19 protein-coding genes are annotated in these 17,472 nt (G+C 76.2%); 10 read left to right on the top strand and 9 right to left on the bottom strand.

Annotation, left to right across the window (positions count from 1 at the left end; translation table 11 throughout):
* Positions 1-50: 50 nt before the first annotated feature.
* The 5 genes from ACF1AK_RS10705 to ACF1AK_RS10685 all read right to left on the bottom strand — a co-directional run bounded on the left by ACF1AK_RS10705 (position 51) and on the right by ACF1AK_RS10685 (position 4,718).
* Positions 51-1,748: a condensation domain-containing protein gene (locus ACF1AK_RS10705; RefSeq protein ID WP_391498399.1), complete on the bottom strand. Its 1,698-nt coding sequence runs from the start codon at positions 1,746-1,748 to the stop codon at positions 51-53.
* A 129-nt stretch (positions 1,749-1,877) separates the two neighbouring features.
* On the bottom strand, positions 1,878-2,597 hold the full coding sequence (locus tag ACF1AK_RS10700) for a 4'-phosphopantetheinyl transferase family protein (RefSeq protein WP_391498398.1): 720 nt from the start codon (positions 2,595-2,597) through the stop codon (positions 1,878-1,880).
* A complete protein-coding gene (locus ACF1AK_RS10695) occupies positions 2,594-3,406 on the bottom strand; it encodes a hypothetical protein (RefSeq protein WP_391498397.1) in 813 nt (270 codons plus the stop codon). Before ACF1AK_RS10695 ends, ACF1AK_RS10700 begins: the two co-directional genes overlap by 4 nt.
* Before the next feature lie 3 nt (positions 3,407-3,409).
* Positions 3,410-3,700 (bottom strand): acyl carrier protein, encoded by a 291-nt coding sequence (locus ACF1AK_RS10690; RefSeq protein WP_391498396.1) that lies wholly within the window; start codon positions 3,698-3,700, stop codon positions 3,410-3,412.
* Positions 3,701-3,785: 85 nt separating this feature from the next.
* Positions 3,786-4,718 carry a 3-oxoacyl-[acyl-carrier-protein] synthase III C-terminal domain-containing protein gene (locus ACF1AK_RS10685; RefSeq protein WP_391498395.1) on the bottom strand — a complete coding sequence of 311 codons (933 nt, stop codon included), beginning with the start codon at positions 4,716-4,718 and terminating at the stop codon, positions 3,786-3,788.
* Positions 4,719-4,887: 169 nt separating this feature from the next.
* Here ACF1AK_RS10685 and ACF1AK_RS10680 point away from each other — a divergent pair, with 169 nt between their 5' ends.
* The 5 genes from ACF1AK_RS10680 to ACF1AK_RS10660 all read left to right on the top strand — a co-directional run bounded on the left by ACF1AK_RS10680 (position 4,888) and on the right by ACF1AK_RS10660 (position 8,924).
* Positions 4,888-5,187, top strand: coding sequence for a hypothetical protein (locus tag ACF1AK_RS10680; protein ID WP_391498394.1), 300 nt, complete (start codon positions 4,888-4,890; stop codon positions 5,185-5,187).
* Positions 5,184-6,395, top strand: coding sequence for a glycosyltransferase (locus ACF1AK_RS10675; protein ID WP_391498393.1), 1,212 nt, complete (start codon positions 5,184-5,186; stop codon positions 6,393-6,395). Before ACF1AK_RS10680 ends, ACF1AK_RS10675 begins: the two co-directional genes overlap by 4 nt.
* 115 nt (positions 6,396-6,510) lie before the next feature.
* The gene (locus tag ACF1AK_RS10670) at positions 6,511-7,476 is read left to right on the top strand and encodes an ATP-binding cassette domain-containing protein (RefSeq protein WP_391498392.1); all 966 of its coding nucleotides are present in this window, start codon (positions 6,511-6,513) and stop codon (positions 7,474-7,476) included.
* Between the two features lie 28 nt (positions 7,477-7,504).
* Complete coding sequence (locus ACF1AK_RS10665; RefSeq protein WP_391498391.1) at positions 7,505-8,269, top strand: ABC transporter permease; 765 nt, start codon at positions 7,505-7,507, stop codon at positions 8,267-8,269.
* Between the two features lie 214 nt (positions 8,270-8,483).
* Entirely contained in the window at positions 8,484-8,924 is a 441-nt protein-coding gene (locus ACF1AK_RS10660; protein WP_391498390.1) for a hypothetical protein, read from the top strand.
* An 84-nt stretch (positions 8,925-9,008) separates the two neighbouring features.
* On the opposite strand, the gene ACF1AK_RS10655 is transcribed toward ACF1AK_RS10660, so the two are convergent.
* From ACF1AK_RS10655 to ACF1AK_RS10640, 4 genes are read right to left on the bottom strand one after another with little or no spacing between them, the layout of a single operon-like run.
* Positions 9,009-10,379, bottom strand: coding sequence for a PLP-dependent aminotransferase family protein (locus tag ACF1AK_RS10655; protein WP_391498389.1), 1,371 nt, complete (start codon positions 10,377-10,379; stop codon positions 9,009-9,011).
* Positions 10,376-11,317 carry an alpha/beta hydrolase gene (locus tag ACF1AK_RS10650; RefSeq protein ID WP_391498388.1) on the bottom strand — a complete coding sequence of 314 codons (942 nt, stop codon included), beginning with the start codon at positions 11,315-11,317 and terminating at the stop codon, positions 10,376-10,378. The genes ACF1AK_RS10655 and ACF1AK_RS10650 overlap by 4 nt, the downstream gene beginning before the upstream one ends.
* Positions 11,318-11,343: 26 nt before the next feature.
* Positions 11,344-12,117: a methyltransferase domain-containing protein gene (locus ACF1AK_RS10645; RefSeq protein WP_391498387.1), complete on the bottom strand. Its 774-nt coding sequence runs from the start codon at positions 12,115-12,117 to the stop codon at positions 11,344-11,346.
* A 50-nt stretch (positions 12,118-12,167) separates the two neighbouring features.
* A complete protein-coding gene (locus ACF1AK_RS10640) occupies positions 12,168-13,259 on the bottom strand; it encodes an alpha-hydroxy acid oxidase (RefSeq protein WP_391498386.1) in 1,092 nt (363 codons plus the stop codon).
* A 197-nt stretch (positions 13,260-13,456) separates the two neighbouring features.
* Between ACF1AK_RS10640 and ACF1AK_RS10635 the strand changes: the two genes are divergently transcribed.
* From ACF1AK_RS10635 to ACF1AK_RS10615, 5 genes are all read left to right on the top strand, one after another.
* On the top strand, positions 13,457-14,881 hold the full coding sequence (locus tag ACF1AK_RS10635) for a class I adenylate-forming enzyme family protein (RefSeq protein ID WP_391498385.1): 1,425 nt from the start codon (positions 13,457-13,459) through the stop codon (positions 14,879-14,881).
* 223 nt (positions 14,882-15,104) lie between these two features.
* Complete coding sequence (locus ACF1AK_RS10630; RefSeq protein ID WP_380290880.1) at positions 15,105-15,386, top strand: acyl carrier protein; 282 nt, start codon at positions 15,105-15,107, stop codon at positions 15,384-15,386.
* Entirely contained in the window at positions 15,383-15,673 is a 291-nt protein-coding gene (locus ACF1AK_RS10625; protein WP_391498383.1) for an acyl carrier protein, read from the top strand. Before ACF1AK_RS10630 ends, ACF1AK_RS10625 begins: the two co-directional genes overlap by 4 nt.
* Entirely contained in the window at positions 15,670-16,791 is a 1,122-nt protein-coding gene (locus ACF1AK_RS10620; protein ID WP_391498382.1) for a beta-ketoacyl synthase N-terminal-like domain-containing protein, read from the top strand. Before ACF1AK_RS10625 ends, ACF1AK_RS10620 begins: the two co-directional genes overlap by 4 nt.
* Positions 16,788-17,348 (top strand): hypothetical protein, encoded by a 561-nt coding sequence (locus ACF1AK_RS10615; protein ID WP_391498380.1) that lies wholly within the window; start codon positions 16,788-16,790, stop codon positions 17,346-17,348. Before ACF1AK_RS10620 ends, ACF1AK_RS10615 begins: the two co-directional genes overlap by 4 nt.
* The last annotated feature ends 124 nt before the right edge of the window (positions 17,349-17,472 follow it).

The following is a 17,472-nucleotide window of genomic DNA, read 5'->3' as shown; positions in this document are numbered from 1 at the left end:
GGCCCACTCCCCCTCGGCTCGTTCTGCGAGGAGGGTACCGCCGGGCGCCGTCAGCCGGCCCGGCCGGTGCCCTCGGCGAGGACGGGGAGGGCGGACCAGACGGGCGGCAGGGCGTCGGGGCGGGGGTGGAGGGTGTAGTGGTGCGGGGCCATCGCCGTCTCGCGGCCCGGGAGGGCGGCGGTCACGGCCCGGTGGACGGCGGCGGGGGTGAGGTCCGGGTCGTCGGTGGCGATGCGGGCGGCGAGGCCGTCCTCGGTGCGGGTGAGGTCGACGGCCGCCGCGGCGGGGCCGAGGGCGTCGGCGAGCAGGGCGCGAACGGCGCCGAGGTCGATCCAGTCGGCGCCGACGCGGTGCCACTCGCCCGTCCTGGTGGCGGGGCGCACGCCGCTGAGCTCCGCCAGCTCGGTGAGCGGGACGGGCCGGTCGGCGGCGGCCGCGAGGACGGCGGGCACGGCGCGGGCGAAGCGCTCGGTGTCCTCCCGGGTGAGCACCTGGGGGCAGGCGAGCAGGACGAACTCCAGGCTCCCGGTGGTGCGCAGGATGTTCATCATCAGCCGGACCGGCAGCGGCTGGTCGGGCAGGGTCTGCAGGTCGGGGTCGGCGGCGGGCGCGGGGCGGGCGGCGGAGAGGGTCTCCGGGATGGAGAGGCTGAGGTCGTTGACGACGACCTGGCGGGCGAAGCGGGCGCCGCGCCGCTCGGCGATGTCCCCGATCAGCCGCCAGACCTTGTCGGCGTTCAGGGTGCTGTGCCAGTAGCCGCTGAAGGAGGCGGACTTGGTCCGTCCGATGAGCGTGTCGAGGTCCTCCGCGGCGGTGTCGAGGGCGATCAGCGCGTCCTGGGCGAGGGTGCCGATGTGGTCGGCGAGGGCGGCGCGCCGGCGGTTGGCGGACAGGGCCGAGAGCACCAGGTCGGTGCGGTCGGCGCGGTGCGCGATGAGCGCGGCGAAGACGGCGAGCAGGACGACCGACGGGCTGGCGGCGGTGCGGCGGCAGGTCGTTGCGAGGTCGGCGGCGGCGGTGCGCGAGCGCAGCAGCACGGTGGTGAGCGGGCCGGGCGGGCCGGTGATGCCGTCGGTGGCGAAGACGGCCGACGGGCCGGTGGCGAGGATCGACTCCCAGTGCTTGAGCGCGGCGGCGCTCTTGCGCCGGCCCTGGGTGCTCTGTTCCTGTCCGGCCACCTGGAGCGGGGTGCGGGAGGTGACGGGCGGCAGCTCCTTGCCGGCGGCGAGGTCGAGCCAGTCGCGGATGAGCAGGGTCACGGCCGCGCCGTCGGCGCCCGCGTGGCAGACCGTCACGACCAGTCGGCGCACCAGCTCGCCGTCGGCGACGAGGGTGAAGCGCAATCGCGGGACCGCCGCGAGGTCGAACGGCCTGACCACGTCCGCGCCGCCCAACTCGTCGGCGAGCGCGTCGAGTTCGGCGTCCGTCCGGCCTCCGGCGGGGACCACGGCGACGGTGAACGCGCCCTCGGCGGCGACCTCCTGGCGGTCGGGGAAGGCGTCGGCGGCGGAGCCGGGCGGGAAGCCGGTGCGCACCGCCTCGTGGCGCTCGACCAGGGCGCGCAGCGCGTCGAGGGCGGCGGTCACGGTGGTGCCGTCGGGGACCGGCCAGGCCGAGGCCTGGTTGATCTGTTCGGGGCGGTCGCGCCGGATGCAGCGGATCATGTTGTCCTGGCCGAGGGTGAGCGGTCCCGATCCACCGCTCGCGCCGCCGTACCGGACCGTGATCCGCCCGCTGGTCTCTTCCACGTCGCACGTCACGTCGTACGGGCCCTTCGGCTCGGCTGTCTCGGCGGGGATGCGGTCGGACGCTATCAGCGCGCCGATCCACTGGTCCAGACCAGAAATATGGGATGCCGCAAGGGATTTGACGCTTCGTCAACTACTTGACATGTCGGCGGCACCGGCCGCCGTCCAGGTGTGCACACGGACCAGGACCGGGCGGGCGCCGACGACGGCGAGGGCGGCGCGGAACGGGCCGGGCGCGGGTACGTCGTCGATCCGGCAGGGGCCGGGTCCGAGCGCGCCCGGGTCGGCGAGCAGCAGGGGCGCGGGGCCGGCCAGCGGCAGGCCGAAGCCCTGGACGAGCCGGCCGCCGTACGCCTTGACGCAGGCCTCGCGGCGGCACCACAGCGCGGTGAAGAGTCCGGCGGGCGCGGGGTCGGCCGCGACCAGGGCGGCCTCGGCCGCAGGGAAGTAGCGCCGGGCCAGCCGCACGGCCGAGCGGGCGTCGCGGACCTCCTCGACGTCGACGCCGACGGCCCGCTCCTCGGCGAGGGCGACGGCCGCGAGGGCGCCGGAGCCGGACAGGTTGACGGCGATCCCGTCGATCCCGGGTTTGCCGTGCGGCCCGCGCCGCCGGACGAGACGGGCGGGGTCGCGGCCGAGCCGGGCCCCGGCGAGCAGGCGGAGCGCGCCGTGGGCGACGGTGTACCGCCGCCCGGCGTGCGGGTCCGGACCGTCGGCCCGGGCGCGTTCGGCCGGGTCGAGCAGCGCGCGCAGGGCGCGCACCACCGGCTCGGGCTGGTCGGTGGGGATCAGCCAGACGTCGACGGGGTCGGCGCCGCCCCCGGGAGCGGCAGCGGCGCCGGGGCTCACGGGTGCGGGCCGGCGCGCAGGGCCAGGGTGGAGAGCACGCCGAGCCGCGGGTCGTGGTCGGCGAGCAGCACCGGCCGCCGCTCGGCCCGCCAGGCCGGCAGCCGCTCGGCGAGCGCGGACCACAGCCCGGTGAACGGCTGGCCCGCGGGGGCGCGCACGGCGTCCAGGCCGGGGACCTCCAGGGCGGCGGAGAGCAGCACGGCCGCCCCCTCCCCCAGCGCCTCCGCCCGGCGGCGCACCTCCTCGGCGGCGGTGGCGGCGTCGGCCCCGCCGTCCTGGTGGACGGCCAGTTCCTCGCCCGGCGCCGTCTCGCAGACCAGGACGACCGCGCAGTGCCGTTCGGGCAGGGTGACGGGCGCGGCCGGCTCGTAGTGCAGGGCGGTCTGCTCGGCGAGGACGACGACCGCGCGCCGGGCGACACCGGTGCGCTGGTACGCGGTGGCGGCGCGCAGCGCGGCGAACGCGCCGGCGGTGCCCTGGTCGCAGAGGGCGAGCGCGGTGGGGGTTCCCGCGCAGGCGCGGCTGAGCGCGAGCGAGGTGGGCGCACCGGGCCGGATGTCGGGCGAGTCGAAGGCCTGGACGAGCACGTCGGCCGGTTCGTCCGGGCCGAGCGCCTCGGCGAGCAGGCCGGCGGCCAGTTCCTCGTAGGCGTGTCCGACGCCCTCGGCCAGCAGGTCCTCGCGCAGCGGCAGGCCGTAGGGACGGACCAGGTCGGAGACGAAGACCCGCAGGTCGGGGTCGAGGGAGAGTTCGGAGCGGCCGTCGGCGTACCGCGTCAGCACCCGCTGGAGACCCGGTGCGGCGGGCACCGGTCAGTCCTCGGCGATGACGTGCGAGGCCACATAGTCGGCCAGCTTGGTGACCGAGCGAAGGTCGTCCTCGGTGATCTGCTCGACGTCGACCTGGATGTCGAGCGCCTCCTCGACCTCCAGGATCAGTTCGATGGTGCCCGCCGAGGTGAGGCCGAGGTCGTCGAAGAGGCAGGCGTTCTCGGGGATCTCGGGCAGCTCGCGCTTGAGGACGCGCGGCAGCAGTTCGCCGAGGCTGTGGAGGATCCGGTCGCGCAGCTCGGTGTCGGTGGTCTGGACCACTTGGTCGGACATGGGTGGGACCGTCCCGTCGTGCGTGGTGGAGTGGGGGCGGGGGCGGCCGGGGAACCGGCGCCCGGGTGGAGCGTCTGACGGTGCGTCAGTGCTCGACGACCATGGCGGAGAAGGTCGCTCCGATGCCTGCGGCGGCGATGAGGTAGCGCTCGCCGCGGCCGAGCAGCCCCCGCGTGGTGGCGGTGTGCAGGTTGATCAGGCTGTCCGCAGCGAAACTGTGCCCGACCGCGGGCACGTTGTCCAGCACCACCTTCCCGATCGGGAAGCCGATCCGGCGGGCGATCATCCGCCAGGAGGCCTGGTTGACGTTGTGCGGGAGCAGCAGCGCGAGGTCGGAGAGGTCCAGACCTGCCTGGTCGAGGGCGGCCTCGATCGCCTCGACCATCACCGCCGGGTACTCGCGCTGGTAGCGGGCGAGCAGCTCCGGGTCCTCGGCCAGCCGGCCGTCGAACTCGGGGCGCTGGCGCACCGCGTAGGACAGCACGCGGTCGCGCTCGCCCCCGGCGCTGACCAGGCAGGCGGCCGCGCCCTCGGCGAAGATGCCGGTCTCGGGCACCACCTGGGCGTCCTTGGTGAAGGTCTTCTCCCCGGCGATCACCAGGGCCAGCGCCTCCCGGTCGGGTTCTCCGGCGAGCAGGCGGCCGGCCAGGTCGACGGCCAGCAGGCCGACGGCGCAGGCGTGGTGGGTGACGGTGAAGGCCTGGGCGTGGCCGAGGCCGTAACGGTGGAGCAGGTCGTGCAGCGGGTTGAGCGGATAGGGCACCGCCACCGGCATGCTGCGCGCGTGGATCACGAAACGGACGTGCCGTTCGCGTCCGCGCAGCTCCGGAAGGGCGTCGACGGCGGCGCCGAGCAGGTCGGGCAGCTTCCCGTCCGGGTCCAGTCGCAGCTGGTCCAGGCCGTGGAAGCGGCGGAAGAGTCGAAGTTGACGTGGGGTCAGGCCGATGCGCTCGCCCACTGCCTCAATGGGCACGGTGTGGTGGGGGAGGTGAACGGCCACTGCCTCCAGTGCGGTCACGCGGGCTAGTATTCCCACGCCCGGCGGCTCCGCACAAGTGATCTCGGGCGGTTGCGGCCCGCGGTCCGCACGACCGCCCCACGGCCGCCGCACATCCCCGCCACGGATCGCGCACGCCCCGTGCCGCCGTCCCCCGCCCCCCCGCTTCGTCGAGCCGGTGGAGTCCCTGATGACCGATCGTGAACCTTCTGTCGCCGTGCCGCCGGTCCGCCCGGCGCTGGTGTCCCTGCTGGCCGAGGTCGCGCAGGCGCCGCCCGGCTGGGCCGCGCGGGTGACCCCGCAGGCCCGGCTGGACGGGGACCTGCTGCTCGACGAGACCGAGCTCGCGGCGCTGCACGCGGGCCTGCGCCGGGACTTCGGCCCCTCGGTGGACCTCGCCGCGCTGCGGGCGGGTCTCGACCTGGCCGGACTGGAGGCGCTGACCGTCGCCGACGTCGAGCGGCTGCTGCCCGCGGAGGACGCCCGGTGAGCCGCTTCCTGCTGGTGGTGCCCCCGCTGACCGGGCACGTCCATCCGACCGTGGGCCTGGCCCGGGAGCTGGTCGCGCGCGGCCACGAGGTGGCCTGGAGCGGCACCGAGTCGGCGCTGCGCCCGCTGCTCGGGCCCGACGCGAAGGTGTTCGGCACCGGCACCCGGGCGTTCCGGGGGCAGGGCGGGCACGGGCTGGCCGCCGTCCGCTCGCTGTGGGAGGGCTTCATCGTTCCCTACGCGCGGTTCACCGTGAAGGCGCTGGACGCGGCGGTGGGCGAGTACCGGCCGGACGCGCTGCTGGTGGACCAGCACACCCCGGCCGGCGCCCTGGTGGCGCACCGGCACCGGCTGCCCTGGGGCACCCTGGCGCCGGGCGCGATGGAACTGGGACGGCCGCTGCGCGCGCTGCCGCTGGTGGAGGAGTGGATGACCGGCCAGCTCCGGGGGCTGTGGCGGCGGGCCGCACTGCCCGAGGAGGAGTACACCGACCCGCGCTTCTCCCCCGCGCTGGTGCTGGCCTTCACCGGGCCCGCGCTCACCGGCCCGTCGCTGACCGGGGCGGAGCCGACCGGCGCCGAGGCGCTGCCGGCCCAGTACGCCCTGGTGGGGCCGGTGCTGGCGGACCGGCCGGCCGATCCGGCCTTCCCCTGGGAGCGGCTGCTGCCGGGGCGCCGGCGGGTGCTGGTCACCATGGGCACGCTCTCCGGCGAGCTGGGCGCCGGCTTCCTGGCCCGGGCGGCGCGCGCGCTGGAGCTGTGCGGGCCGGGCGTGCAGGCGGTGTTCGCGGCGCCGGGCGACCTGCTGCCCGCGCTGCCGGACGGCGCGGTGGCGGTGGACCGGGCGCCGGTGCTGGAGCTGATGCGGCGCGGGGCGCTGGACGCGGTGCTGTGCCACGGCGGGATGAACACCGTCGGCGAGGCGCTGGTGCACGGGATTCCGCTGGTGACGGCACCGATCCGGCACGACCAGCCGTTCGTGGCCGCACAGGTGGCGGCCGCCGGGGCCGGCGTGCGGGTGCCCTTCGCCCGGGTGACGCCCGGTCACCTCGCCGCGGCGCTGCACGGCGTGCTGGAAGATCCCGGCTACCGGGCGGCGGCGGCCCGGGTCGGGTCCGAACTGCTGGCCGGCGGCGGGGCCGTGGCGGCCGCCGACCGGGTGGAGGCACTGGTCGCGACCGGTGCCCGCCGGGTGAATCCAATGGTCTAGGCCATTGTTTCCGGGGCGCCGCAGACTCTAGGGTGGCCCGCAGCACCGCTTCCCAGGTGCCCCGCGCGCCGCCTTCCCGGCGCCCCGGCAACCCATCCCCGCACGGGAGTTCTGGTTGATCGAGACCAAGGGGCTGAGAAAGTCCTACCCTTCCAAGAAACGCGGCCAGCCCCCCGTGGACGCCGTCCGAGGCATCGACCTGGACGTCGAGGCGGGTGAGATCCACGGCTTCCTCGGCCCCAACGGCGCCGGCAAGACGACCACCCTGCGGATGCTCGCGACCCTGATCCGCCCCGACGGCGGCGAGGCCCGGATCGCCGGCGCCGACCTGTTCGCCGACCCCGCGGAGGTGCGCCACCGGATCGGGTACGTCGCCCAGGGCGGCGGCACCACCGACGCCGTCACCGCCCGCGAGGAACTGGTGATGCAGGCGCGGATGCACGGCAAGAGCAAGGCCGAGGCGCTGAGCCGCGCCACGGCCGCGCTCAAGGCCTTCGAGCTCGACGAGTTCGGCGACCGGCCGTGCCGCACCTACTCCGGCGGCCAGCGCCGCCGGGTCGACATCGCGCTCGGCGTCATCCACTCGCCGAAGGTGCTGTTCCTCGACGAGCCCACGGTCGGCCTCGACCCGGCCAGCCGCGGCCACGTCTGGACCGAGATCCGGCGGCTGCGCGACGAGGGCATGACCGTCGTCGTCACCACCCACTACCTCGACGAGGCCGACGCGCTCTGCGACCGCGTCTCCATCGTCGACCACGGCGGCATCGTCGCCGAGGGCACCCCGGAGACGCTCAAGCGCGGGATATCCGGCGACGTCGTGCTCATCGGCCTCGGCGCCGGCGAGGCCGAACGGGCCGCCAAGGCCCTGCGCGAGCAGCCCGGCCTGCCGGTGCTGCACCGGCTGGAGCTGAACGGCGAGGACGGTGTGCGGCTCTACCTGGACGACGGCGCCGCCGCCGTCCCGCACCTGCTGCGCGCCCTGGACGGGGCCGGGGTCGCCACCGGCACCGTGCAGCTGCAACGGCCGAGCCTGGACGACGTGTTCCTGGCCCGCACCGGCCGCTCCATCGAGCAGTCCTGACCGCCTCCGGATCCCCGAGGAGGGGCCCATGAAGCTCGCCCGCGACACCTGGCTGGTCTTCCAGCGCCAGTTGCTGCTGATGTGGCGGACACCGATCTGGATCGCCGTCGGGGTGATCCAGCCGATCTTCTACCTGCTGCTCTTCGCGCCGCTGCTGAAGCGGGTGCTGGAGCCGATGGGGGCGAAGACCTACGCCGAGGCCTATCAGATCTACGTGCCGGGCCTGCTGGCGGTGCTGTGCATCTTCGGCGGCCTGTACACCGGCTTCAGCCTGCTCGGCGAGCTGCGGGCCGGGATCATCGAGCGGGCCCGGGTCACCCCGGTCAGCCGGCTCGCCCTGCTGCTCGGCCGGGCGCTGCGCGAGACGGTGGCGCTGCTCGTCCAGGCGGTGATCATCACCCTCATCGCGCTGCCGTTCGGCCTGCGGGTCGGCCCGGTGGACCTGCTGCTGGCCTTCCTGCTGATGGGCCTGCTGGCGCTGATGACCTCGACGATCTCCTACGGGATCGCCCTGGTGCTGCCGGCCGACGAGGCGATGGCGCCGGTGGTGAACACCGTCGCCCAGCCGATCGCGCTGCTCTCGGGCACGCTGCTGCCGCTGGCGCTGGCGCCGATGTGGCTCCAGACGATGGCCAAGTGGAACCCCTTCTACTGGGCCGTGGAGGGCATGCGCTCGCTGTTCTCGGGCCACGTCGGGGACAACGTGGTCTGGCAGGGGCTGCTGGTGGTCGCGCTGATGACGGTGGCGGCGGTGTTCTGGTCGGCCCGGCTGTTCTCGACCCGGGTGCGCTGAATCCGTCCCGTCCCGGCCCGGCCCGGCTTGGTGCCGGGACGGGAGGGGACGGGAGGGGACGGGACGGGACGACGGTGGCGGTCCGGGCGGGGCGGGGAGCCGTCCCGCTGCGGGGCCGTCACCGTCGCCACGGCGGGGCGCGGTTGGTTGTCCCGGCACGGGCGGCCGCCCTATCGTCGGACCGACCGGTCGTCCCTTCGTCGAGAGGAACCGCATGAACCCCCGGTCCGAGACCACCCCGGCCGCCGACCGGCCCGCACGGCGCCGGGCCACCCGCCTGGCCATCGCGGGCGGGGCCATCGCCGCACTGCCCGCGATGGGCCTGCTCGCCGCCACCCCGGCGGCCGCCAAGCCGCCCATCAAGGCCGCCGAGGCCCGGCCGGCCGCCGCCATCGCCGCCAAGCCCCCGATCAAGGCCATCGAGGCCAAGCCGGTGGCCAAGGCCGTCGCCGCGAAGCCGGCGGCCAAGGCCGTCGCGGCCAAGCCGCCGGTCAAGGCCGTCGCGGCCAAGCCCCCGATCAAAGCGGTGACCGCCAAGCCGCCCGCCAAGGCCGTCGCCGCGAAGCCGGTGGCCAAGGCGGTCACGGCCAAGCCCCCGGTCAAGGCGATCGCCGCAGAGCCGGCCGTCAAGTCCCCCGGGGCGGACCGGACCTGATCCCGGACGGCGTCCCGCGACGCCACGACGGCGGTGCCCCCGGCGAAGGGGGGCACCGCCGTCGTCGCGTCGCACGCCCGCGGGCTACCCCGCCGCCGCCCGGGCGGTCTCGGCGCGCACGAAGTCCGCGAGCCGGGCGACACCGGCCACGATCCGCTCCGGCGTCAGGGAGCTGATGGACAGCCGCAGCCGGTGCTCCCCGCCGCCGGCCGGGTAGAACGGCGCCATCGGCGTCCAGAGCACGCCGGCCTCCCGCGCGCAGCGCTCCATCGCCGCGTCGTCGGCCGCGAAGGCCACCGTGAGCACCGCGAAGAAGCCGCCCTCCGGCACGTTCCAGGACAGGCCCAGGCGCGCCCGCTCGGCGGCCGGGAAGCACCGCTCCAGCTCCGCCAGCAGGACCCCCATGGTGGCCGCGTAGTGGGCCGTGGCGGGGGCGTTGGCGGCCCGCAGCCGGCAGTCGTGGGTCAGCAGCATGCCGCCGATCACGGCCTGGCTGAGGGCCGGGGTGTTGACCGTCGTCATGCTCTTCAGCCTGGCCAGCTCGTCGGCGAGCAGACCGCGCCGGCCGCCGGGGCCGGTCACCTCCTGGTCGGCGACCACGTAGCCGAGCCGGGCGCCGGGGAAGCAGGTCTTGGCGAAGGAGCCGAGGTAGACCACCCGGCGGTGGCGGTCCAGCGCCTTGAGGGTGGGCCGCTCGCCGCCCTCCCGGGCGAAGAAGCCGTACGGGTTGTCCTCGATGACCAGCAGGTCCTCCTCGGCGGCGGTCTCCAGCAGCCGGGCGCGGGCCGGGACCGGCATCGAGGTGCCGGAGGGGTTGGCGAAGTCCGGCACCACGTAGAGGGCGCGCGGGCGCCGGCCGACGGCGCGGACCTCCCGGGCGGCGGCGCGCACCGCCGCCGGGTCCGGCCCGCCGTCCGGGCCCTCGGGGACGGGCACGGTGGTCAGGTCGAGCAGCCGGGCGGCGCCGGTGACGCCGACGTAGCAGGGCGAGCTGACGAGCAGCACGTCGTCCGGGCCGGCGCAGAGCGCGCGCAGCGCCAGCAGCATGCCCTCCTGGGCACCGACGGTCAGCACCAGCGCCTCGGGGGCCACCGCGAGGCCCTCGTCGTGGGCCAGGGTGCGGGCGACCAGGTCGTTGATGACGCCCTTGGTCGGCCCGTACTGGAACAGGGTGGTGCGGATCGCGTCGCGGTCCAGGCCGGTGGCGGCCAGGTGGTCGAGGTAGGCGTCCAGGTAGACCGGGACGTCCTCGGGCTCGAAGAAGCCCTCGTAGGGGCGGCCGGGGGCGAAGGAGACCGCCTGCGGGTAGCGGGTGGTGACCTCGTTGAGGAAGGTCATCGCGTCCAGCAGCGGGTCGGAGAGGGAGGCGTGCAGCTCGGCGAGCGGGAGCGTGACGGCCCCGGCGGGCGGCGCGGCCCCGGCGGCCCGGGCCCGCACGCCGGCGGGGGCGCTCATCCGAGGGCCTCGCGCAGCCGCGCGGCGGCGTAGGCCTGCGCCTCGGCGGCGCCGTCCAGGGTGCCGGTCATCGCGAAGAACCCGTGCGGCATGCCCTCCCAGCGGCGCAGCTCCACCGGCACGCCCGCCGCGCGCAGCGCCTCGGCGTACTGCTCGCCCTCGTCGCGCAGCGGGTCGTACTCGGCGGTGATGACGGTGGCGGGCGGCAGGCCGGTGAGGTCCGGGGCGCGCAGCGGCGAGGCGTACGGGTGGGCGCCGTCGGCCGGGTCGGCCAGGTAGTGGCTCCAGTACCAGGCGACCGAGCGGCGGTTGAACAGCGCCGGGTCGTCGTGCTCGCGCAGCGAGGGGGTGTCGGCGCGGGCGTCGGTGTTGGGGTAGACGAGCAGCTGGTGGCGCAGGGCCGGGCCGCCCTCGTCGCGGGCGAGCAGGGTGAGCACGGTGGCGAGGTTGCCGCCCGCGCTGTCGCCCGCGACGGCGAGGCGCCCGGCGTCCAGGCCGAGTGCGTCGGCGTGCGCGGCGAGCCAGCGGGCGGCGGCCGCGCAGTCCTGGACGGCGGCGGGGAACGGGTGCTCGGGGGCGAGGCGGTAGCCGACGGCGGCGGTGGCGCAGCCGACCGCGTTGGTCAGCGCGCGGCAGACGGCGTCGCTGGTGTCGGGCGAGCCGAGGGTCCAGCCGCCGCCGAACAGGTAGAGCAGGACGGGCAGCGGGCGGCCGTCGGCGGGCGGCCCGGGGCGGTAGAGGCGCAGCGTGAGCTCGCCGCCGGGGCCGGGGAGGCGGTGCTCCTCGACGGCGGCGACCGGCTCGGGGGTGCCCGCGGCGGCGCGGATGTCGGCGAGGTCGGCGGCGCGGGCCTCGGCGACGGTGAGGCTGTAGAGCGGGGCGGTGCCGGCGCTCGCGCGGCGGTCGCGCAGCGCCTGGGCCTGGGGGTGCAGGGGCATCGGGGGTTCCTCGGGACGGGAGGGGGTCAGCGGTCGGCCTCGACGTAGATGGTCTCGTCGGTGCGGAAGGCGGTGTCGAGGTCGGCGACGTCGCTGCGGGCTCCCTCGCGGTAGGCGCAGTGGCGGATCCGCCCGTCCTCGAAGCCGGCCAGGGTGAGGACGTGCCGCAGCTCGTCGAGGTCGTAGATCCACTGGTGGCCGTAGTGGCGGAAGATCTGGTTGACCAGGAAGGCGGGGCGCTGCGGCATCGGCGGGCCGAAGCCCATCGTGGTCAGGCGCCGGCGGTGCCTGGTCAGGAAGCCGTCCCCGGTGGCGTAGCCGACCAGGTAGCGGGCGAGGTCGGGGGTGGTGATCCGCAGGACGCCGCCGGGGCGCAGCACCCGCCGGGCCTCGCGCAGCCAGCCGACCGCGACGGGCATGGTGACGTGCTCGATGAGGTGCTCGGCGTAGACCCAGTCGACGCTGGCGTCGGCGAAGGGCAGCGGTTCGGAGATGTCGAGCTGGGTGAACCAGCGGTCGCCGTCGACCCGGTAGAGGGTGCCGGGTTCGGTGGTGGTGTCGGGGCTGCGCAGGGCGGTGAGGTCGGTGCCGAGGCCCGCCGGGTGGGCGGTGCGGAAGGCGGCGAACTCCAGGCCGGTGACGCCGAGGTCGGTGAAGTCGCCGTGGTCGTAGGGGAGTCCGCCGGCGGCGGGTTCGAGCGTGCGGCAGGTGGCGACGTCGGCGCTGAACCGGTCGAGGTGCCCGGCGAGGCCGTCGGGGTCGTCCCAGTCCCAGCTGGGGAAAGCGTCCTGTCTGTTCATGGTGTCGGTCTTCCGGTCGTTCCGTCGGGGGTGGTTCGCGCGCGACGCGGTCAGAGCGGCCAGGGCGCGAGGGCGGTGCGGTCCAGGTCGGCGACGGTGGGGCGGCCCAGCAGGGCCATGGTGTGCTCCAGTTCGTCGCGCAGCAGGTCGAGGACACGGGTGACGCCGGCCTCGCCGCCGGTGGCCAGGCCCCAGAGGGCGGGGCGGCCGACCAGGACGGCGCGGGCGCCGAGGGCGAGGGCGAGGGCGATGTCCGCGCCGCCGCGCACGCCGCCGTCGAGCAGCGCCGGGAGGTGCGGCGGCAGGGCGTCGACGACCTCGGGCAGGGCGGCCAGGGCGGGCAGGGCGCCGTCGAGCTGGCGCCCGCCGTGGTTGGAGACGACGACCGCGTCGACGCCGTGGTCGGCGGCGCGCCGGGCGTCCTCGGCGGTCAGTACGCCCTTGAGGACCAGCGGCAGCGGGCTGCGTTCGCGCAGCCAGGCGAGGTCGGCCCAGCTCAGGGTGGGGTCGAACTGTTCGCGGGCGTGCTCGGCGATGCCCGAACTGCCCCGGCCGGAGCGGTGGCTGGCGGCCATCACGGCGGGGTCGAGGTTGACCGCGCGGACCTCCGGGGGGACGGCGAAGCCGTTGCGCAGGTCGCGCAGCCGGCGGCCGATGCGGGGGGCGTCGACGGTGAGCAGCAGGGCGCCGTAGCCGGCCGCCTCGGCGCGTTCCACCAGGCCGGCGAGGACGTCGCGCCGGCGCAGCCAGTAGAGCTGGAGCCAGAGCGGTCCGGTCGCGGCGGCGGCGATCTCCTCCAGGGTGCGGCTGGCGAAGATTCCGGCGATCAGCAGGGCGCCTGCCTTTCCGGCCGCCCGGGCGGTCGCCGTTTCGCCGTCCGGATGGACCAACCGGTGGTAGGCCATCGGGGCAATTCCGAGCGGCAGTTGGAGCGTGGCGCCGAGCAGATCGACGGCCGGTGCGCAGACGGAGACGTCGACGAGGGCACGGGGGCGGAACGCATAGCGTCCGAACATTTCCCGGTTGGCCTCGGCGGTGCGTTCCGCACCGCTGCCACCCTCGATGAAGTCCCAGATTTCCGGGGGGAGTTGATCGCGCGCCGCGTGCTCGATCCCGGCCAGTGCGATTGGTGCCACGGGCATCCTCGTTCCCGGACCGGCCGCCTTCGGACCGGTCCACGGGTCGGCAGCGTAGGAGGTCTGCACCACATTGGTATAGACCTTGATTTGACCAATCGTCTGTGCAATGGTCTGGCAACGGAATTGGACGTATTGCTTGTTGATGTCATGTGAACAGCGTCCAAGTGTCCATGACAAACCTCCTCACGTGTGGAGTGGCGTTGACCGGCTTTTCCCTTTCTCCACCGCCGCCCGCCTCACCCCCGCACGCCGACGCTCCCGCCGACTGGGTCGACCGGGTGCTGCTGGCCGGCCCCGGGGGTGAGGAGTGCCTCCGCTTCGGCACGCCCGTCGACCGCGACGCCCTGCGCGCGCTGGTCGCCGAGCAGGCCGAACGGCTGGCCGCGGCCGGCCTCGGCCCCGGCGGCACCGCGGCCCTGCGGCTGCCGCCCTCCCTGGGCTTCGTCGCGGTGCTCCTGGCCGCCTGGCAACTGCGGGCGCAGGTGGCGCTGTTGGACCACCGTCTGACCGACCACGAGGTCGAGCTGGCGGTCGACCGGCTGGCCCCGCAGGTGCTGGTCGGCCCGGCCTCGCGGCCGGCCGCGGCGGCGCTGCGCGGCTACTCCCTGGTCGACCCGGTCGCCGTCCGGCTGCCCGCCGGCCGGCCCGCCGGGAGCGGCCACGCGCTGGTCCAGCTCAGCTCGGGCTCGACCGGGCCGGCCAAGGTGATCGCCCGCACCGCGGGCGACCTGATCCGCGAACTCGACTGCTACCGCAGGCTGGCGGCGTTCCCCGGCGAGGGCGAGCGGGTGGTGCTGCTCTCCTCGGTGGTGCACGTGCTCGGCCTGGTCGGCGGCCTGCTCAACAGCCTGCACGCGCGCGCCCCGCTCACCGTCCCGGACCGGATGACGGCGGCGGGCATCCTCGGCGCGATCGCCGCCGACGGCCGCCCGACCACCGTGATCGGGGTGCCGTTCCACGCCGAACTCCTCGCCGGAGCCGCCGACCCGCCCGAACTGCCGCAGCTGCGGCGGATGGTGGTGGCGGGCGAGCTCGTCCGCCCGGGCCTGCCCGCCGCGTTCACCGCGTGCTACGGCGTCCCGCTCGGCACCATGTACGGGATGACCGAGACCGGGGTGATCGCCACCGACCTGGACGGCACCCTGCACCCGGCCAAGCAGCCCGTGCACGGCATGGAGCTGCGGCTCGTCGCCGGCGAGCTCCAACTGCGCACCCCCGCCTCGCCCTACCCCGGGCTGGACGACCCGACCCGCTGGTCGGACGGCTGGCTGCACACCCGCGACGCCGCCGTCCTCGACCCGGACACCGGCCGGGTCACCGTGCTCGGCCGACGGGACTCGCAGGTCTCGATCGGCGGGCTCAAGGTCGACCTCACCGAGGTCGAGCAGACCCTCGCCGCGCTCCCGGAGGTCCGGGAGGCCGTGGTGGTCTTCGACGACGGCGCCATCGAGGCCTACCTCTCGGCCGAGGACGGCGCCGACCGGGCACGCGTCCAGGAGGGCCTCGCCCGGCAGCTCGCCGCCTACAAGCGGCCGCGCCGGCTGGCCTTCCTCCCCCAGCTCCCCCGCACCGCCACCGGGAAGCTGCTGCGCGACCCGGCCGCCCTGCGCGCCGCCGCCGGCTGACCCGCGCGCCGCGACCCGGCGCACCCGGCCGCACACCACCACCCGTCCCGGCACCTCGGCCACCCGCTGCCCGAACGCGCCGGAACCACCCCCGACGGGGACCGCCCGGAGATGCCCCGGCGGGCAGCACCGCCTGCCCGCCGGGACCACCGCCGGCACCCCGGAGGACACCTCTCCCCCGACGACCCGGGCACCCCCCGTGCCCGGACCCAAGGAGCCCACCATGCAGGACAGCATCCGCGCGTTCGTCCTCAACGCACTGGCCGAGATGCAGTACGACGTCTCCGAGGTCACCGGCGACACCGACCTCGGCCCGGCCGGCCTGGACCTGGAGTCGCTCGCCCTCGCCGACCTCTCGGTCCAGGTCGAGGACGAGTACGGGGTCAAGTTCGACCTCGACGAGATGGAGACCACCGCGCTGATGACGCTCGACCAGTTCACCGCCGACGTCGCCGCGCGGATCGCCGCCACCACCGCCACCGCCGCCTCGGGCAGCCCGGCGTGACCGACCTCGACCGCCCCGGCCGGGCCGAGGTCCTGACCATGCTCGCGGCGTTCGGGCAGCGTGCCGCCGAGGACGTCCCCGAGGAACTCGGCTCGCTCGAACTCACGTGGCTGATAGCCGAGTTCGAGCAGCGCTACGGCATCGAGCCGGACCTCGACGACGACGCCTTCGAGGCCGTCCGGACGGTGGACGACGCCGTCGCGGTGTTCCGCGCGGCCGTCCGGGCCGCCGGCGGCCCGGCTGCCACCGCCGCCCCCGACGCCACCGCGGGGGCCGCGCGGCCATGAACCGCCACGCCCCGCCCGCCGTCCGGCCCGTGGTGACCGGCGTCGGCGTGCTCAGCGCGGCCGGCGACGGACCGGCCGCGCTCGCCGAGGCCGTCGTCCACGGCAAGGCCGCGTTCGCCGCGGTCACCCGGTTCGACGTCTCGGCGCGCCGCACCGTCCGCGCCGCGCTGCTGCCCGAGCCGCGCCCGGCGGCCGACGCCGTGCTCGACGCCGTCGGCCAGGCCTGCCGCCGGGCCGGCCTGCCCCCGGCCGCGCCCGACACCGGCCCGCCGGTGCTGCTCGCCCTGCACAGCGACCTGCGCACCCGGGACACCGTCACCGCGGTCGCCGCCGGGGCGTCGGCCGCCTGGGGCACCCCCGGGGTCACCCGGGTCTACACCGGCGCCTGCGTCGCGGCCGCCACCGCCGTCGCCGACGCCGCCGCGCTGGTCGCCGCCGGCCTGCACCCCCGGGTGCTGGTCGCCGCCGGGCACCTGGTCGAACCGGGGGTGTTCGCCGCCTTCGACGCCGGCCGGGCGCTGGCCCGCGACGGCGAGCTGCGCCCGTTCAGCGCCGGCCGCAGCGGCACCCTGCTCGGCGACGCGGCCGCCGCCGTCCTGGTGGAGGCCGAGCCGGAGGCCGAGCGGCGCGGCGCGCCCGTGCTGGCCCGGCTGGCCGGCTGGGGACGCTCCGGCGACGCCCACCACGTCTGCCGCCCCGAACCCGGGGGCGACGGCGTGGCGCGGGCCGTCGGGGCCGCACTGCGACGGGCCGGGATCGCCCCGGAGGAGGTCGGCTACGTCAACGCCAACGGCACCGGCTCGCCGCTGTCCGACCTCGCGGAGGCCAGGGCACTGCACCGGGTCTTCGGCGCGCACACCCCCCGGCTGCCCGTCAGCTCCAGCAAGGCCGTCCACGGCCACGCCCTGGAGGCCTCGGCGTTGCTCGAACTCGTCGTCACCATCGGGGCGTTGACCGACGGCCTGCTGCCGGTCAACGCCGGCTGGCTGGGCCCGGACCCGGACATCGGCCTGGACCTCGTGCTGGACGGCCCGCGCGCCGCCCGGCCGCGCTACGCGCTCACCCTCAACTCCGCCTTCGGCGGCGCCAACACCGCACTCCTGGTGGCCGCCCGATGACCGCACTGCGCATCCTCGCCGAGGCCGCCTGGCCCGACCCCGACGCCCGCGAGCCCGAGCCGCTCCCCCCGCTGCCCGGCTTCGCCGCCTCGTCCTTCAACCCCCTGGTGGCGGAGACCGCCGAACGCTGTCTGCGCGCCCGCCACGGCGCGGCCCCGGCCCCCGGCCGGACCGCGCTGCTGCTGGCCAGCGCGGGCGGCGACCGCGCCACCGCCCGCGCCATCGAGACGGCCGCCGCCGACACCGGCCGGCGGATGCCGCCGCTGCTGTTCTTCCAGTCCAACCCGAACGCCGTGCTCGGCCACATCGCCGCCCGCTGGGGCCTGACCGGCCCGGTGGTGGCGATCAGCCCGGCCCAGGCCCCGCCGCCCGGACGGGTCCCGCAGGACGCGCTCGACCTGGCGGAACTGCTGCTCGCGGACGGCGACGCCGAGCAGGTCCTCGTCATCGCCGCCGAACAGGCCGACCCGGCCGAGGACGGCGGCGACACGGGCGACGGCAACGCAGGCCCGGGCGGCACCGACCGGGCCGTCGCCCTGCTGGTCACCACCGCCTGACCCGACCCCGCCCACCCGACCGAGCCGATCCACCGCACACCCGTCCCCCGCCCCACCCCTGCGCACCGCCGGCGCGAACGGTCCCCCACCCGCCGCGTCCCGCCGCAGCACGCCCCGCACGCCC

This window comes from Kitasatospora sp. NPDC015120 (assembly GCF_043080305.1).
Classification (GTDB): Bacteria; Actinomycetota; Actinomycetes; order Streptomycetales; family Streptomycetaceae; genus Kitasatospora.
The sequence above is the reverse complement of the archived record's forward strand: the minus strand, read 5'-3'. Positions and strand labels throughout refer to the sequence as shown.

Excerpts from the sequence above, each read along its gene's own strand:
- ACF1AK_RS10690 (WP_391498396.1), bottom strand. The coding sequence starts at position 3,700 with ATGTCCGACCAAGTGGTCCAGACCACCGACACCGAGCTGCGCGACCGG.
- ACF1AK_RS10680 (WP_391498394.1), top strand. The coding sequence starts at position 4,888 with ATGACCGATCGTGAACCTTCTGTCGCCGTGCCGCCGGTCCGCCCGGCG.
- ACF1AK_RS10665 (WP_391498391.1), top strand. The coding sequence starts at position 7,505 with ATGAAGCTCGCCCGCGACACCTGGCTGGTCTTCCAGCGCCAGTTGCTG.
- ACF1AK_RS10660 (WP_391498390.1), top strand. The coding sequence starts at position 8,484 with ATGAACCCCCGGTCCGAGACCACCCCGGCCGCCGACCGGCCCGCACGG.
- ACF1AK_RS10655 (WP_391498389.1), bottom strand. The coding sequence starts at position 10,379 with ATGAGCGCCCCCGCCGGCGTGCGGGCCCGGGCCGCCGGGGCCGCGCCG.
- ACF1AK_RS10650 (WP_391498388.1), bottom strand. The coding sequence starts at position 11,317 with ATGCCCCTGCACCCCCAGGCCCAGGCGCTGCGCGACCGCCGCGCGAGC.
- ACF1AK_RS10645 (WP_391498387.1), bottom strand. The coding sequence starts at position 12,117 with ATGAACAGACAGGACGCTTTCCCCAGCTGGGACTGGGACGACCCCGAC.
- ACF1AK_RS10640 (WP_391498386.1), bottom strand. The coding sequence starts at position 13,259 with ATGCCCGTGGCACCAATCGCACTGGCCGGGATCGAGCACGCGGCGCGC.
- ACF1AK_RS10630 (WP_380290880.1), top strand. The coding sequence starts at position 15,105 with ATGCAGGACAGCATCCGCGCGTTCGTCCTCAACGCACTGGCCGAGATG.
- ACF1AK_RS10620 (WP_391498382.1), top strand. The coding sequence starts at position 15,670 with ATGAACCGCCACGCCCCGCCCGCCGTCCGGCCCGTGGTGACCGGCGTC.
- ACF1AK_RS10615 (WP_391498380.1), top strand. The coding sequence starts at position 16,788 with ATGACCGCACTGCGCATCCTCGCCGAGGCCGCCTGGCCCGACCCCGAC.